The organism is Adlercreutzia sp. ZJ473 (genome assembly GCF_013185065.1).
GTDB lineage: Bacteria > Actinomycetota > Coriobacteriia > Coriobacteriales > Eggerthellaceae > CAAEEV01.
On record NZ_JAAVTO010000023.1, the window covers coordinates 24,585 to 39,797 of the forward strand.

At 69.2% G+C, this 15,213-nt stretch carries 15 protein-coding genes; 14 read left to right on the forward strand and 1 reads right to left on the reverse strand.

Annotation, left to right across the window (positions count from 1 at the left end):
- From HRL41_RS06040 to HRL41_RS06060, 5 genes are all read left to right on the forward strand, one after another.
- Positions 1 to 2,229 (forward strand): ATP-dependent DNA helicase RecG, encoded by a 2,229-nt coding sequence (locus tag HRL41_RS06040; protein ID WP_172135981.1) that lies wholly within the window; start codon positions 1 to 3, stop codon positions 2,227 to 2,229.
- A 123-nt stretch (positions 2,230 to 2,352) separates the two neighbouring features.
- Positions 2,353 to 2,934, forward strand: coding sequence for a 16S rRNA (guanine(966)-N(2))-methyltransferase RsmD (rsmD, locus tag HRL41_RS06045; RefSeq protein WP_172135982.1), 582 nt, complete (start codon positions 2,353 to 2,355; stop codon positions 2,932 to 2,934).
- Positions 2,935 to 2,938: 4 nt separating this feature from the next.
- A complete protein-coding gene (gene coaD / locus HRL41_RS06050) occupies positions 2,939 to 3,424 on the forward strand; it encodes a pantetheine-phosphate adenylyltransferase (protein ID WP_165173398.1) in 486 nt (161 codons plus the stop codon).
- Between the two features lie 188 nt (positions 3,425 to 3,612).
- Positions 3,613 to 3,882 (forward strand): DUF1778 domain-containing protein, encoded by a 270-nt coding sequence (locus HRL41_RS06055; protein WP_172135983.1) that lies wholly within the window; start codon positions 3,613 to 3,615, stop codon positions 3,880 to 3,882.
- Positions 3,879 to 4,355, forward strand: coding sequence for a GNAT family N-acetyltransferase (locus HRL41_RS06060; protein ID WP_172135984.1), 477 nt, complete (start codon positions 3,879 to 3,881; stop codon positions 4,353 to 4,355). Before HRL41_RS06055 ends, HRL41_RS06060 begins: the two co-directional genes overlap by 4 nt.
- On the opposite strand, the gene HRL41_RS06065 is transcribed toward HRL41_RS06060, so the two are convergent.
- Positions 4,352 to 5,764: a carboxylate--amine ligase gene (locus tag HRL41_RS06065; RefSeq protein WP_172135985.1), complete on the reverse strand. Its 1,413-nt coding sequence runs from the start codon at positions 5,762 to 5,764 to the stop codon at positions 4,352 to 4,354. The genes HRL41_RS06060 and HRL41_RS06065 overlap by 4 nt on opposite strands.
- A 271-nt stretch (positions 5,765 to 6,035) precedes the next feature.
- Between HRL41_RS06065 and HRL41_RS06070 the strand changes: the two genes are divergently transcribed.
- The 9 genes from HRL41_RS06070 to HRL41_RS06110 all read left to right on the forward strand — a co-directional run.
- Positions 6,036 to 6,506 (forward strand): ATP synthase F0 subunit B, encoded by a 471-nt coding sequence (locus tag HRL41_RS06070; RefSeq protein ID WP_165053564.1) that lies wholly within the window; start codon positions 6,036 to 6,038, stop codon positions 6,504 to 6,506.
- A 116-nt stretch (positions 6,507 to 6,622) separates the two neighbouring features.
- A complete protein-coding gene (locus HRL41_RS06075) occupies positions 6,623 to 7,177 on the forward strand; it encodes a DUF177 domain-containing protein (protein WP_172135986.1) in 555 nt (184 codons plus the stop codon).
- Positions 7,167 to 8,972, forward strand: a complete 1,806-nt coding sequence (locus HRL41_RS06080; RefSeq protein ID WP_172135987.1) for an ABC transporter ATP-binding protein — start codon at positions 7,167 to 7,169, stop codon at positions 8,970 to 8,972. Before HRL41_RS06075 ends, HRL41_RS06080 begins: the two co-directional genes overlap by 11 nt.
- Before the next feature lie 242 nt (positions 8,973 to 9,214).
- On the forward strand, positions 9,215 to 10,384 hold the full coding sequence (locus HRL41_RS06085) for an ATP-binding protein (protein ID WP_172135988.1): 1,170 nt from the start codon (positions 9,215 to 9,217) through the stop codon (positions 10,382 to 10,384).
- Between the two features lie 52 nt (positions 10,385 to 10,436).
- Positions 10,437 to 11,558, forward strand: a complete 1,122-nt coding sequence (gene rhaD / locus HRL41_RS06090; RefSeq protein WP_172135989.1) for a rhamnulose-1-phosphate aldolase — start codon at positions 10,437 to 10,439, stop codon at positions 11,556 to 11,558.
- A 181-nt stretch (positions 11,559 to 11,739) separates the two neighbouring features.
- Positions 11,740 to 11,919: a 50S ribosomal protein L32 gene (gene rpmF, locus HRL41_RS06095; protein ID WP_165047839.1), complete on the forward strand. Its 180-nt coding sequence runs from the start codon at positions 11,740 to 11,742 to the stop codon at positions 11,917 to 11,919.
- Between the two features lie 384 nt (positions 11,920 to 12,303).
- Complete coding sequence (gene plsX, locus HRL41_RS06100; RefSeq protein ID WP_172135990.1) at positions 12,304 to 13,302, forward strand: phosphate acyltransferase PlsX; 999 nt, start codon at positions 12,304 to 12,306, stop codon at positions 13,300 to 13,302.
- Positions 13,299 to 14,204, forward strand: coding sequence for a ribonuclease III (gene rnc, locus HRL41_RS06105; protein ID WP_165173422.1), 906 nt, complete (start codon positions 13,299 to 13,301; stop codon positions 14,202 to 14,204). Before plsX ends, rnc begins: the two co-directional genes overlap by 4 nt.
- A 9-nt stretch (positions 14,205 to 14,213) precedes the next feature.
- Positions 14,214 to 15,213, forward strand: a 1,000-nt coding sequence (locus HRL41_RS06110; protein WP_172135991.1) for a chromosome segregation SMC family protein, incomplete at its 3' end; no start/stop codon positions are given.

Here is a 15,213-nt window from a genome sequence, read left to right on the forward strand (position 1 = left end):
TTGTCTGCGAAAACCAACACATCGAAGGAGAAGGGCGGGGCTTCGGCCTCGCCTGATCGTTTGGCGGCCACCTTGCTGCTCGACGCGCCGGCGTCCCGGGTGCGCGGCGTGAGCCCGGCGCGCGCAGGCGCGCTCGAGAAGCTCGGCGTCCGCACGGTGCGCGACCTGCTCACCCACTACCCGCGCCGCTACGTGGACCTCTCGAGCGTGTGCACGGTGGCCGAGGCGCGCATCGGGTCCGCGTGCACCATCCAGGGCACGGTGCACGAGATCAAGCTCAAGCGCCCGCGTCCGAAGCTCACGCTCGTGGAGATCGCGCTCGTGGACCAGACGGGCCTCCTCGTGGTCACGGCCTTCCGCCAGCCGTGGCTCATGGACACGGTGCGCGCGGGCGCGCAGGTCGCCGTGGCTGGCAAGGTTGAGTTCAGCTACGGCTTCAAGCGCATGACGAATCCCTACCTCGAGGTGCTCGGCGACGAGCCCGCCACGGGCATGATCATCCCCGTGCACCCGGCGTGCGAGAAGGTGTCGGCCGCGTGGATGCGCCGGCTCGTGGGAAACGCGCTCGAGGCGACGTGCGGGGTCCTTGACCCGCTGCCGCTCGACCTGCGGGCCAAGTATCGGCTGATGAGCCGTGGGTGCGCGCTGCGCGCCATCCACTTCCCGCAGGCCATGCCCGAGGCGCATGAGGCGCGGCGGCGCCTGGCCTACGAGGAGCTGCTCATGCTCGAGCTCTTCCTCATGCAGCAGTCCGCCGAGCGCAGCCGCGACGTGGAGCCCGTCGCGCACGTGACGGACGGCCCGCGCCTGCGCGCGCTCGCCGCGAGCCTGCCCTTCGCGCTCACGGACGAGCAGGCGTCCGCGCGCGACGAGATCCTCGGCGCGATGGCGGCGCCGCGCGTGGCGAACCACATGCTCCTGGGAGACGTGGGCACGGGCAAGACGGTGGTGGCGGCGCACGCGCTGGCCGCCGCGGCCGACACGGGCGGGCAGGCGTTCCTCATGGCGCCGACCGAGGTGCTCGCGCGCCAGCACGCGAAGAGCCTGGGCGCGCTCTTCGACGCGGCGGGCGTGACGTATGCGCTGCTCACGGGCTCAACGAGCGCCGCCGAGCGCGCGGACGCGGTCGCGCGCTCGGCGGCGGGGGAGATCGACGTGCTCATCGGCACGCACGCCCTGCTCGAGGACGACGTGGTCGCGCCCCGCCTCACGCTCGCGGTCGTCGACGAGCAGCAGCGCTTCGGCGTCGACCAGCGCGCGAAGCTCCTGTCGAAGGGCGCGGCGCCCGACGCGCTGTTCCTCACGGCCACGCCCATACCGCGCACGCTCGCGCTCGCGCTGTTCGGGAGCTTGACGCTGTCCTACATCAAGCACCGCCCGCACGACGCGGCGCGGCGCACCACGTGCGTGGTGGCGAAGTCCGAGCGCGGGCGCGCCTACGACGCGGCGGCGGCGGCGCTCGCGCGCGGCGAGCAGGTGTACGTGGTGTGCCCGCTCATCGGCAAGAGCTCCGAGGAGCGCGACGAGCTGGCGGGCAAGGGCGCCGCGGCGCGCGAGGGGGACGCCGAGGAGGCGTTCCACCCGACGGTGGCCATCGAGGACGACGCCGACATGGCGGACGACGACGTGACGGCCGCCACGCAGGAGGCGGCGTTTCTGAGCGCGAAGGTGTTCCCCGACCACGAGGTGGCGCTTCTGCACGGCGGCATGCCCGCGGCCGAGAAGCAGGCGGTGATGGACCGCTTCCGCGCGGGCGAGATCGGCGTGCTCGTGGCGACCACCGTGATCGAGGTGGGCGTCGACGTGCCCCGCGCCACCGTGATGATCGTGGAGGACGCCGACCGCTTCGGCCTCTCGCAGCTCCACCAGCTGCGCGGGCGCGTGGGGCGCGGCAGCCTCCCGGCTCAGGTGTTCTTGGTGTCGGCCTCGAAGCAGGAGGCGGCGCTCGCACGCCTGCGCGCCATGGAGACCACCGACGACGGCTACGAGCTCGCGGCGTTCGACCTGTCGCTGCGCCGCGAGGGCGACATACTGGGCAACCGGCAGTCGGGCGCCTCGGCGCTCAAGCTGGTGAACGTGGTGCGCGACCAGGGCATCATCGAGGCGGCGAACGCCGACGCGCGCGCGATCATGGAGGTTGACCCGCTTCTGGAGGAGCCCGACCACGCGGCGCTCGCGCGCGAGATGCGCGCCCTGTTCGCGCAGGAGCGCGCCGTCGTCGGCGGGTAGGGGCCCCGCGCCCGGCAGGCGACCCGCCTGTCGGCCCTCCCCCTGCGGACCCGCCCGCGGCGAACCGCGGCGTCGCGGACCGCGCCGCACCACTCATGACACTTCGAGCTGAAAGGACCGCCCATGCGCATCATCGCCGGCGAGCACAAAGGCAGGCGCCTCGTCGCGCCGAAGGGGCGCGGCACGCGCCCGACCACCGACCGCGTGCGCGAGTCGCTCATGAGCGCGCTCGTGAGCGCATGCGGCGGGCTCGAGGGCGCGGTGGTGCTCGACGCGTTCGCGGGCTCGGGTGCGCTCGCGCTCGAGGTGATGTCGCGCGGCGGGGCGCATGCGTGCCTGTGCGAGTGCGACCGCGGGGCGCTCAAGGCGATCGAGGAGAACGTGCGCGCGCTCGGGTACGGGCGCGACCAGGTGCGCGTCTGCCGCACCGACGTGCTGAAGAGCGGCGCGCCCCGTTTGCGCGAGCCGTACAGCCTCGTGCTGCTCGACCCGCCCTACGCGCTCGAGGCGCGCGAGGTGCTCGGGGTCGTGGGGCGGCTCGCGGCGGCGGGCGCGCTCGCGCCCGGCGCGGTGGTGTCCTACGAGCACGGCGCGGCGTCGAACGCGGCGGTCGAGGAGGCGGCCGCGGCGAGCGGTTTGTCCCTTGCCTCGCGGCGCGCCTACGGCGATACTGTGATCGACCTGCTTGAGCGAGAAGGAGAGTAACGGCATGAAGCGCGCCCTCACCCCGGGAACGTTTGACCCCATCACCAGCGGACACCTCGACGTGATCACGCGCGCCGCGCAGCTGTTCGACGAGGTGGTCGTGGCGGTGGCCGCGTCGCAGAAGAAGGGCCCGCGCGGGCCGCTGTTCTCCCTTGAGGAGCGCGTCGAGCTGGCGCGCGAGGCCACGTCGCACCTGCCCAACGTGCGCGTGGAGGCGTTCGACGAGCTTCTGGTCGACTTCGCTCGCCGCATGGGCGCCGAGGTGGTCATCAAGGGCCTGCGCGCCGTGACCGACTTCGAGTACGAGTTCCAGATGACGGCGCTGAACTACCAGCTCGACCGCGAGCTCGAGACGATGTTCATCATGTCGCCTCCGCAGTACATGTACCTGTCGAGCTCCATCGTGAGGGAGATCGCGAGCCTCCACGGCGACCTGGACCAGTTCGTCCCGCCCTGCGTGAAGGAAGCCCTCGAGCGGAAGTTCGCCTAAGCCCGCCCGAGCTCTCCTGCGGCTGCTTGAGTCCGCCCAGGTCAACCGAGGGGATTGCGTTGCGGCCTTCCTGCCCGGTTCCGTTCTGCGTCCGCGTTCTTCGCAAGGCGTTTCCCCGTACCGCTGAGTCTCCTCTTGATTGTACGGAATATTTCCGTACAATTGAGGAAACCTCGAAAGGAGCTAACATGGCACCGGTGATGGAAAGGTCCTGTCGCATTGACATCAGGCTGACGCAGCCCCAGCGGACGAGCTACGAACGGGCTGCCGCGCTCAAGGGCCAGACGCTGTCGCAGTGGACGACCCAGCACCTCGACGAGTGCGCGCGCCGCGACATCGACGAGGCGAGAGCCACGCAGCTCGATGACGAGGCTTTCGAGGCGTTCTGCCAGATGCTCGAAGCCCCTCTGCCGAAGGCCGCCTCTGAGCTCCTGGCCCGTGAGGAAATCTGGGTATGACGGGGTTCACCAGGCCCGTTCAGCTTCGCGAAGGGGAGCGGATCGAGGGCTTTCGGTGCGGCAACGAGGTGGTCGACCGATGGGCTGCCGACCACGCGGCCGACGCGCGCAAGAGGGGGACCGCCGTCGTCTACGTCTCCTTCTGCGGAGATGCGGTGGCGGGCTTCTACACGCTCAGCGCGCACTCGGTGACCCGGTCCGACGTGTCGGGAGGCTGGTTCAAGAGGAACGCGCCCGAGCAGGTTCCCGCCGTCCTCCTGGGGATGATGGGCGTCGATGAGCGCTACAAGGGCCGCGGCCTCGGCGCGCAGCTTCTGCGCGACGCCATCCTCAACGCACTCAAGATAGCCGACCTCGCGGGCGCGCGGGCGCTCATCGTGGACCCTGTCGACGCGTCGGCTGCAAGGTTCTACGGGCGATTCGGCTTCAAGGAGCTGCCGGGAACGCATCGCATGGCCCTGAGGCTCTCCTAGGCCAAGCAGCTGACGCGCTGCTCGTCTTGCACCCAGAGGGTGGGGGCCACCACGAACGTGCCGGGGGCGGTGACGTTCTCCGTGGGCCCGAGGCGGTTGTAGACGCCGGCGAACTGGCCGTCGAACACGTACAGGCCGGTGAGGCAGCCGGAGTCGCGCACGGGCCCCGAGAAGTCGGCCTCGTCGCCGTAGAGCGGAATCGCCGGGGTGCGTGCGGGGGCGCAGAACTCCTGCACGAGGTAGGCTGACGGGCCCGCGTCGGCGCGGCAGCGCTCGACGACGTCCGCCCACTCGGCGCGGCTGAACTGCGCGCCCACGTAGACGCCCTTGTTGTCGTACCAGTCGGTGGGCTTGATCACCCAGCGCGCGGGCTCTTCCAGCACCTGGTCCACGGAGAGGCGCGGGTCGTCAAGAAACGCCGTGAAGGGGAGGGACTCCTCGACGAAGGCGCGCTCGGCGGGCGTGAGCAGGGCCTGCGCGGCGGGGTCGCGCAGCACCGCGAACAGCTGCTTGTCGTGGGCGATCTGGGTCGCGAAGCTGCCGATCATGGGCACGGCGCCCGAGGTGACGGCGGTGACGAAGTCCTGGCAGTCGTCCCAGTGCTGCAGCAGGTCGACCACGATGCAGAAGCGCCAGACCACGTCGATCGGCTGGTTGGGCGCTCCCTCGCGGGGGGTTGCGCAGGTGAGGCGCCCGCCGCTGAAGGCGAGGTCGCGCACGTCGCAGACGCTCGCGTCGGCGCCCGCCGCGCGGAAGAGCGCGGCGTAGCGGGAAAGCTCGCCCAAGGGCACGTCATCGCCGTCCATGCACATGACGATGGCGACATGAGGGTGCTCCTTGGCGCCCTCGCACGCCCCGTACAGGCGCATGAAGTCAGCCGCCCATCCCTCGAACAGGCGCTCTGCGTCGTCTTCCAGGCGATGGCGCGCGGCGAACGCCTGGCAGGGGGCGCTCGGGCGCAGGGCGTCAAGCGCTGCGCGGGTCTTGTTCATGCCCGACGAGCAGTCGGCGTTGAACTCGACGAAGCGCGCCGCGCCGCTGTCCTCGTCGAAGAAGCAGTCGAAGCGCGCGTAGGGAAGCAGGCGCGCGCTCGCGCGCGGGGTCAGGATGAGGTCGCGCACGCGCTCGTCGAAGGCGAACAGCTCCCTGAACTGCGGGTCGTCCAGGTAGGCGGCGATCACCTTCTCGAGGATGCCGTGCACGGTGAGCGCGGTTGACGCAAGCTGGTCGCGCGTGCGCTGGTCGAGGATGCGCGGCAGGTACGAGATGGGCGCGGGCGCGCCGCCCACGTACGCGCTGCTCGCCTTCATGCGCTCCCATGCGTCGCGCCTGCCCCCGCCGCGCTCGTCGGTGGTGCGCACGAGCTCGAGGTACTCGTCGGTGGGGGCATGGCGCTCGGCAACGTTCATGGGGTGCTCCTTGGTCGGGGGTAGAGGCGCGCTGCCGAGGGCGTGGCCGCGACAGCCTGTCCAGTGTAGCGCAACGCGGCTCCGCGCGGGGCGCAGGGCGCGCGGTGCTCGGGTAACCGTTTTCCCGCAAATGTGCGCCCTTTGTGCGCCGACGCGCGTTCTTTTTCCCGACATGGTAGAATAATCAAACTCATGTGCAGTTTACCTGCATCGATATAAGTTGAACTCAGCGGGGCGGCTGCCTGCCGGCCCTTGAGGTGGAAGGAACATCATGGACGAAACCGGAGTCTTGGGTCTGCTCGAAGAGCTCTCTATTCTGCTTGAGGACTCGAAGCCGGTCTTTGGCAAGAACAATCTTCGCCAGGTTGACATCACGGCGGCCTTCGAGATCATGGACGAGATTCGCGACACGTTCCCCAGCGAGTTCGCCCAGTCCCGCCAGATCGTGCGCGAGCGCCAGAGCCTCCTCGACGACGCCGAGGCCGAGGCGAACCGCCTGATCGAGGACGCGCGCAGCCAGGCCATCACCATCGCGAGCGAGCAGGAGATCGTGCGCATCTCCCAGCAGCAGGCCGAGACCATCATGGCTGACGCCCGCGAGCTCGAGCGCCAGACCCGCGCCGGCGCGGAGGACTACGCCGACGAGGTGTTCGGGCACGTCGAGCAGAGCCTCGACACGCTGCTCAACAACGTGCGCCGCTGCCGTGACCGCCTGAACGCCAACTCCATCAACGTCCGCTAAGCTGACCTGCGCCGCGGCGCTCGCATCAGCCCCGCCCCTTCTTCGCGTCTTGCGTCAGGGACGCGGCGGGCATGCGGGACGGCCGCGCGCGTCCGCCGCGAGATTCGAGGGTAGACATGGAATCCATCCGCATTCACATCCCTCACGAGCTCTTCGCGCCTGCGGAGAGCTCTCGTTTTGAGGGGACCATCGAGGTGCCGACGCTGAAGGCCGGCCCTGACCTGTACTCGTTCGCCCGCCCGCTCGCCTGGCAGGTCGACGTCACCAACACCGGCGACGCGCTTCTGGTCACGGGAACCGTCGAGGGAGACGCCACCACGTCGTGCGCGCGCTGCCTGGAGGACGTCAAGCTTCCCCTGACGGGGGAGATCGAGGGCTACTTCCTGCTCGGCGGCGAGGACGCCGAGGCGCCCGAGGACATGGACGAGGACGAGTTCGAGGTGCTGCCCGAGGACAACGCCATCGACCTCACGGCGCTCGTGCAGGCCGCGCTCTTGCTCGAGGTGCCGCTCATCCCGCTGTGCGACGACGACTGCAAGGGGCTGTGCCCCACGTGCGGCGCGAACCTCAACGAGGGCGCGTGCGCGTGCGGCGAGCTGGCTGAGGACCCCGACTTCGAGCTGGCGCGCAACCCCTTCGCCGCGCTGAAGGACCTGCGCTTTGACGAATGACGTGCGCCTGGGGGATGAGGCGAACGCGCACGTCTCCGCAGGCCAGGTTTGGAAGGCGTTTCTCGGCTACTACCGTCCCTACAAGCTTCTGCTCTTGTGCGACCTGGCGTGCGCCGTGGTGCTCGCCTGCATCGACCTGGCGTTCCCGCAGTTTCTGAACTTCTTCACGAAGGAGTTCTTCCTCTCGGAGCCAGGCGTGATCCTGCGCTCGCTCGGGTGGATCGCCGCGCTGTTCGCGGCGCTCTACCTCGTGCGCACGGGCTGCCAGTACTTCATCACGTGCTGGGGGCACATCATGGGCGCGCGCATGGAGGCGGACATGCGGCGCGACCTGTTCGCGCAGTACCAGCGCCTGGGCTTCGACTACTACGACCGCCACAACACCGGCACCATGATGTCGAAGATCACGAGCGACCTGTTCGACATCTCCGAGCTCGCGCACCACGGGCCCGAGAACCTGCTCGTGTGCGCGTTCAAGATCATCGGCTCGTTCGCGCTGCTGTTCATGGTCAACGTGCCGCTCACGCTCGTGATGCTGGCGGTGACCGCCGTGATGGCGGCGTTCTCGTTCTGGCGCAACTACTGCCGCCGCACCATCTTCCGCGAGAACCGCGTGCGCATGGCGGGCATCAACGCCACGGTGCAGGACTCGCTCGGCGGCATCCGCGTGGTGAGGTCGTTCGGCGGCGAGCGCGCCGAGAAGGCCAAGTTCGCGCAGGCCAACGTAGCGTTCCTCGACACGAAGAACCGCTCGTACCGCTTTCTCGGGGCGTTCCACGCGGCGAACTCGCTGTTCTTGGGCGCGCTGTACACGGTGTGCGTGGTGGGCGGCGGCTACTTCGTGGCGCAGGGCAGCCTCGAGGTGTCCGACCTGGCCATCTACGCGCTCTACATCGGCATCTTCATCGCGCCGGTCGAGCAGCTCATCAACTTCACCGAGACGCTCCAGAAGGGCTACGCGGGCTTCCGCCGCTTCATGGAGGTGCTCGTGGAGGCGCCCTCGGTGACGGACGCGCCCGGCGCGCCGGACCTGGCCGCGGCGGCGGGCGGGTGCGTGCGCGGGGAGGTGCGCTATCGCGGCGTGCGCTTCTCCTACGACGGCGAGGTCGAGGTGCTGCGCGGGCTTGACCTGCACATACCTGCGGGGACGACCGTGGCGCTCGTAGGGCCGAGCGGGGGCGGCAAGACCACCACGTGCGCGCTTCTGCCGCGCTTCTACGACGTGGGCGCGGGGTCGGTCTCCATCGACGGCGTCGACGTGCGCGACGTGAGCGCGTCGTCGCTGCGGGACGCCATCGGCATCGTGCAGCAGGACGTGTACCTGTTCGGCGGCACCATCGCCGAGAACATCGCGTACGGGCGCCCGGGCGCCACGCACGAGGAGATCGTGGAGGCGGCGCGGCGCGCGAGCATCCACGACTTCGTGATGTCGCTGCCGCAGGGCTACGACACGCTCGTGGGGGAGCGCGGCGCGCGCCTGTCGGGCGGGCAGAAGCAGCGCGTGGCCATCGCGCGCGTGTTTTTGCGCGACCCGCGCATCCTCATCCTGGACGAGGCCACGAGCGCGCTCGACAACGAGAGCGAGAGTGCCATACAGCGCTCGCTCGAGGAGCTTTCGCGCGGGCGCACCACCATCGTGATCGCGCACCGCCTGTCGACCATCCGCAACGCGCGCATGATCGCGGTGGTGGAGGACGGCCGCGTGGTGGAGTTCGGCACGCACGCCGAGCTCATGGAGCGCGGCGGCACCTACGCCCGCTACTACGAGATGCAGTTCGGCGCTCACGGGGAGTGAGGCGGCGCCGCGCGAGTTGCGAGACCCGGCGTGGGCGGCACGTGAGCGCGAGCACAGGCGTGATGCGGGTGCATGATGTGGGTGCGTGCCGCGCCGCGGGAAGCGCGGCTTTCGCCTAGGGCAGAGCAAAACGCACTTACTGCACTCACCCAGTGCATATTTCACGGGAAATCGCACTCACCCAGTGCAATTTTGCTCTATAATCGCACTATATGAGTGCGATTTGAGCAAAAGGAGTCCTCATGGACCGTCTCTACGAGTACATGCACCGCTTGCTCGACGAGGTGCCCACCGCGTTCTACCGCTATATGTATCCTCAGGTCAACTGGGATGGCAGAATGCTCGGCATCGTCGGGCCGCGCGGCGTGGGCAAGACGACCATGCTGCTCCAGCGCGCCAAGGAGCTGATCGGCTCGTCGCGCGTCCTCTACGTCACGGCTGACAGCATGTACTTCGCCAGCCACACCCTTTACGACACGGCTGAGGCGTTCGTCAAGCAGGGCGGCTCGCATCTGCTCATCGATGAGGTGCACAAGTACCCGAGTTGGTCGCGCGAGCTGAAGGCCGTCTACGACGCCTTCCCCGACTTGCACGTGTGCTTCACGGGGTCGTCGATCCTCGACATAGAGAAGGGCGAGGCGGATCTCAGCCGCCGCGCACCGCGCTACCTCATGCAGGGCCTGTCGTTTCGCGAGTTTCTGGGGATGCGCCACGGCATCGCCTTCGACGCGTTCACGCTTGACGAGGTGCTTGAGCACAAGGCGCGCATCCCGGACGTCAAGCACCCGCTGCCCTATTTTGCCGAGTACCTGCGAAGCGGGTACTATCCGTTCGGCTCTGACCCCGACTTCCCCATCGAGCTCGGGCAGGTCATCGCGCGTACGCTTGAGGTCGACATCCCCCAGTTCGCGGAGATGAACACGGCGACGGGGCGCAAGCTCAAGCAGCTCATGGCGGTTGTGAGCACGCTCGCGCCCTTCAAGCCGAACATGACGAGCCTCGCAGGCAAGATCCAGGCAAGTCGCAACAACATCGAGGACTACCTCGTCTACATGGAGAAGGCCGGCATGATCGCCCGACTCGAGACGGGCGCCGGCGGCTTGGGCGCCTTGGGGAAGGCGGAGAAGATATACCTCGACAATACGAACATCTTATACAATCTGGGCGGAGGCAACGTGGACGTCGGCACGGTGAGGGAGACGTTCTTCTTCAATCAGATGCGCGTGCGGCACAAGGTTACCGCGTCCGCGCTCGCCGACTTCGCCATTGGCGGCATAACCTTTGAGGTGGGGGGCAGGAGCAAGGGCGCTGACCAGCTGAAGGGTGCGGAGCGCGGCATCGTCGTCAAGGACGACATCGAGTACGGGTTCGGCAACGTGGTTCCGCTCTGGGCGTTCGGGCTGACGTATTGACGGTGGCGGCGTGCGGCGAAGGTGGCTTTCGGGTATGGAGAGGAGCGCGGGCATGGATGATGCGATGCGGGCGGCGTTCGAGGCGCTGCCGTTCGTCCGCGGGATGGTGCGGATGTGCTCTGACGGCTGGGAACGGGGCTGGCACGAGCGCAACGGCGGCAACGCGTCGTATCGCCTGACGGAGGGCGAGGCGGAGCACGTGCGCGCGCTGCATGCGGGCGAGCCGGGGGCGTGGGCGCCGCTCGGCGTGGAAGTGCCCGAGGTGGCCGGCGCGCTCTTTCTGGTGACGGCCACGGGCTCGTTCATGCGCAACGTGGCCGACGATCCCTCGCGCGCGCTCGGCATCGTGGAAGTTGACGGCGCGGGCGGCGCATGGCGCACGCTCTGCGGCTTCTCGGGCGGCGGGCGGCCCACGAGTGAGTTCGCGGGGCATCTGCTCATCCACGCGGCGCGCCTGCAGGCGCATGACGCGGGGGAGTGTGACGCGCCGGCTTCAGGCGCGGACGAGCCGCGCGTGCTCTACCACGCGCACCCGGTGCCGGTGATCGCGCTCGCGAAGGTGCTGCCGCCTGACGCGCGCACCCTCACGCGCGCGCTCTGGCGCGCCATGACCGAGTGCGTGATGGTGTTTCCCGAGGGCGTCGGGTGCGTGGGGCTCGAGGTGCCCGGCAGCTTGGAGCTCGCACGCGCCTCGGCCGAGCAGGCGCGCCGCCACGCGGCGGTCATCTGGGCGCACCACGGCCTCCTGAGCACGGGCGCCACCTTCGACGATGCGTTCGGTCACATGCACGCCATCGTGAAGGCGGCCGAGATCCACAACGCCGCGCGCATGATGGCCGGCGGGCGCGTCGAAGCAGGCGGGAGCGCGTACACCGGGTCCGGCGTGGCGGCGGCAGGCGCGCGCATGATGGCGGCGGGCGAAGACGCCGCGTTTCCCTACGACCTGACCGACGAGGGCCTGCGCACTCTCGCGCGCGGCCTCGGCGTCACCCTCAACGGGGACTTCATCGGCGATAGTCGTTGCGCTCCTGGCCCCTCCGCTCAGGCTCGCCAGCAGACGCTCGAGCGCCTTGAGGATGAGCTGGATGCGCGCGATCTCAGGGAGGCTGTCGAGCAAGACGACGGGCGACGCGTGCCGTGGAGCGCGGCTAAGCGTGATCTTGACCTCTCGTGAGCTGCCCGCGCACCCCGCACCTGCGCACCGCGCCTGCGTGTGGAAGGGTAAGATGGGGCGGAAAAAGACGCGATGAGCCCTTGCGAGGGGAGGATCCGTTTGGTAAAATACCGTTTCGTGCGTTTACTGAAACGAGTTACGAGCTTTGAGACGTCGCTCGTGTAATAGAAGGAGTTAGATCATGGCAGTACCTAAGCGTAAGATGGGTCGCGCTCGCACCCATGCTCGTCGTAGCACCAACGACAAGATCACCGCTCCCGCTCGCTCCGTTTGCCCCCAGTGCGGCGAAGTGAAGCTTCCGCATCGCGTGTGCGGTAACTGCGGTTACTACAAGAACCGCGAGGTCATCGAGACCGAGTAGCGCTCTTCCCGCAAGAACGTCGGGTGGGCGGCACGTCCCCCGATGACTCAAAGCCTCCTTGCGCGCCAAGCTCTGCGGCTTGGCCTGCCAGGAGGCTTTTTGGGTGTGCGCGGGAGGAGGCGGCGCCTGCGGTGCTTGTGGCGCTCGTCTGCGGCGTCCGCGTTCGTCCTGCTCGCCCGCCCATCCGCCCCGCCCGCCGCCTCGCCTGCGCCCCGCGCGGAGTTCTTCTGCGTTTTTGCCGTGCCGCGCGCTTTCTGCGGGGCGCGTGCACGTGGTCGGGTATCCTAGTGCGAAAACCCATGCGCCCATGCGTCTGCGCGCCGATTTCGGGCGGTCGGACGCATGGGCCCATGCCTAACGCTTGACATGCTGTAAGGAGTACATGTGGCTGAACCAGTAACCATCGTCGTTGACGCCATGGGCGGCGACAACGGCCCGGAGGTCGTGCTGCGCGGCACGCACGCCGCGCTCGAGGCCGACCCCGACCTGCACGTCATCGTGTGCGGGCCCGCGGACGTGACAGGGCCCTTCGCGGCGGCGCACGAGCGCTGCCGGGCGCAGGCGACCACCGAGGTCATCGAGATGGGCGAGCACCCCGCGGGCGCGGTGCGCAAGAAGAAGGACTCCTCCATCGTGGTGGGCTGCCGCTTGGTGAAGGAGGGCGCGGCCGACGGGTTCTTCTCGGCGGGCTCCACCGGCGCCTGCCTCGCGGCGGCGACGCTCGTGATGGGGCGCGTCCGCGGCGTGAAGCGCCCGGCGCTCGGCCAGGTCATCCCCTCGTACGCAAACCCCACGCTGCTCGTCGACGTGGGGGCCAACGCCGACTGCAAGCCTGAGTACCTCGTGCAGTTCGCGCAGATGGGGGCGGCGTACGCGCGCGCGATCATGGGCGTCGAGAGCCCGCGTGTGGGCCTGCTCAACATCGGCGCCGAGGAGACGAAGGGCTCCGAGTTCGCGCAGGCCACCTTCGAGGCCCTGCGGCGCGACGTGCCTGAGTTCGCGGGCAACTGCGAGGGCGGCAACCTGCTCGCAGGCGACTTCGACGTGGTGGTGTGCGACGGCTTCACCGGCAACGTGTGCCTGAAGACGCTCGAAGGCACGGCGAAGACCCTGTTCAGCTACTTGAAGGACGCCTTCCTGTCCTCGACGAAGTCGAAGCTCGGGGCGGTGCTGCTCAAGGGCGACCTCTCCGCGCTCAAGGCGAAGGTGAGCCCCGACACCTACGGCGGCGCGCCGCTCCTCGGCGTGAAGGGCGCCTGCATCGTGGGCCATGGCTCCTCGAACGAGCTGGCCGTCAAGAACGGCATCCTCGCGAGCGCGACTACCGTGCGCTCGCACGTGAGCGAGGTCATCGCGGGCGTCGTCGCCGGTGATGCGCGATGAGCCTTTCGCCTGAGCAGGAGCGCAAGCTCGCGCGCGCCGAGGAGATCCTGGGGTATCACTTCGAGCAGGAGCAGCTCATCCTCTCCGCCATCACGCATCCCTCGGCCACCGAGGGCAAGGCGGTCAAGTACTCCTACGAGCGCCTCGAGTTTCTGGGCGACTCCATCCTGGGCGCCATCGTGGCCTCGACGGCCTTCCACCGCTTCCACGAGCTCGACGAGGGCGGCCTCACGCGCATCAAGGTGGCGCTCGTGTCGGGCGCGAGCCTGTCGGACGTGGCCGAGAAGCTGGGGTTCACCGACGTCATCGTGTTCGGCTCGTCGGAGACGGGCACGGGCCGGCGCGGGCTGCACTCGGCGCTCGAGAACGTGTACGAGGCCATCGTGGCCGCGCTCTACCTCGACGGCGGCATCGGCGCGGCCGAGGAGTTCGTGCGCCGCACGCTCATCCCGCGCATGACGCTCGACATGGCGAGCGAGCCCGAGAATCCGAAGAGCGCGCTCCAGGAGAAGCTCCAGGAGGACGGCATCACGCCCACGTACAAGCTGGTGGAGACCCAGGGCCCGCCGCACGACCGCACCTTCGTGGCGCAGGTCTACGCCGGCGAGAAGGGGCTCGCGCGCGGCACCGGCCGCACGAAGAAGGAGGCCGAGAGCCAGGCGGCGAAGTCAACGCTCGCGCGCCTGTCCGAGTTCTTCGGCATCGGCATGACGGGCAAGGAGCGCGCCCAGAAGGAGGCCGCGGCCAAGCGCGCGAAGGCCAGCAAGGCCGCCGAGAAGGCCGAGCGCGAGGCGGCTGCCATGCAGGCGAAGGCCGACAAGGCCGCGGCGCGTGCCGAGGAGAAGCGCGCTGCGCTCGAGGAGCACGACGCGCAAGGCGCTGGCCAGGCATATCAGGAGTAAGCGGCACCGATGTATCTCAAGTCACTGGTTCTCAAGGGCTTCAAGTCCTTCGCCGACCGCAGCGCGCTCACGCTCGAGCCGGGCATCACGGCCATCGTGGGCCCGAACGGCTCGGGGAAGTCCAACATCTCCGACGCGGTGCTGTGGGTGCTCGGCGAGCGCAACGCCAAGCACCTGCGCGGCCAGGCCATGGAGGACGTGATATTCGCGGGCTCCTCGGCGCGCAAGGCCACGGGGCTCGCCGAGGTTGACCTCGTGCTCGACAACTCCGACGGCACGCTGCCAGTAGACTTCGACGAGGTGGCCATCACGCGCCGCATGTACCGCTCGGGCGAGAGCGAGTACCTGATCAACGGCACGGTGGCGCGCCGCATGGACGTGCTCGACATCCTGCACGACTCGGGGCTGGGCACGGGCACGCACTCCATCATCTCCCAGGGCTCGCTCGACTCCATCCTGCAGAGCAAGCCCGAGGACCGCCGCGCGCTCATCGAGGAGGCCGCCGGCGTCCTCAAGCACAAGCAGCGCAAGGCGAAGAGCGAGCGGAAGCTGGCCGCCATGGACCAGCACCTCGCCCGCGCGCGCGACGTGGTGGCCGAGGTGGGCCGCCAGCTCGGGCCGCTCGAGCGCAAGGCGAAGAAGGCGCGCACCTACGCCGAGCTGGCGGGCGCGCTCTCCGAGGTGAACCTGCAGCTGGCCGTCGACGACCTGAGGCGCCTGCAGCGCAGTTGGGACGCGTCGCAGGAGGCGGAGGCGCGGCTTTCGGCCGAGATCGAGCAGAAGCGCGCGGCCATCGGGGAGGCCGAGGCAGCCCTTGAGGCGCTCCAGGAGCAGATCCGCCGTGAGAGCGTGGACGCCGGCGAGCTGTCGCGGCAGCACCGCGCCGCGGCCGCGGCCGTCGAGCGCTTCGACTCCGCCGCGCTCGTGATGCACGAGCGGCGCCGCGCGGCAGTCACGCGCGCGGGCGAGATCGAGCTGGCGCTGGAGGCGGCGCGTGCCAAGCGCGCCG

Bases quoted from the DNA above. Each gene is read 5' to 3' on its own strand.
- rsmD (WP_172135982.1), top strand. From the start codon at position 2,353: ATGCGCATCATCGCCGGCGAGCACAAAGGCAGGCGCCTCGTCGCGCCG.
- coaD (WP_165173398.1), top strand. From the start codon at position 2,939: ATGAAGCGCGCCCTCACCCCGGGAACGTTTGACCCCATCACCAGCGGA.
- HRL41_RS06055 (WP_172135983.1), top strand. From the start codon at position 3,613: ATGGCACCGGTGATGGAAAGGTCCTGTCGCATTGACATCAGGCTGACG.
- HRL41_RS06060 (WP_172135984.1), top strand. From the start codon at position 3,879: ATGACGGGGTTCACCAGGCCCGTTCAGCTTCGCGAAGGGGAGCGGATC.
- HRL41_RS06065 (WP_172135985.1), bottom strand. From the start codon at position 5,764: ATGAACGTTGCCGAGCGCCATGCCCCCACCGACGAGTACCTCGAGCTC.
- HRL41_RS06070 (WP_165053564.1), top strand. From the start codon at position 6,036: ATGGACGAAACCGGAGTCTTGGGTCTGCTCGAAGAGCTCTCTATTCTG.
- HRL41_RS06075 (WP_172135986.1), top strand. From the start codon at position 6,623: ATGGAATCCATCCGCATTCACATCCCTCACGAGCTCTTCGCGCCTGCG.
- HRL41_RS06085 (WP_172135988.1), top strand. From the start codon at position 9,215: ATGGACCGTCTCTACGAGTACATGCACCGCTTGCTCGACGAGGTGCCC.
- rhaD (WP_172135989.1), top strand. From the start codon at position 10,437: ATGGATGATGCGATGCGGGCGGCGTTCGAGGCGCTGCCGTTCGTCCGC.
- rpmF (WP_165047839.1), top strand. From the start codon at position 11,740: ATGGCAGTACCTAAGCGTAAGATGGGTCGCGCTCGCACCCATGCTCGT.
- rnc (WP_165173422.1), top strand. From the start codon at position 13,299: ATGAGCCTTTCGCCTGAGCAGGAGCGCAAGCTCGCGCGCGCCGAGGAG.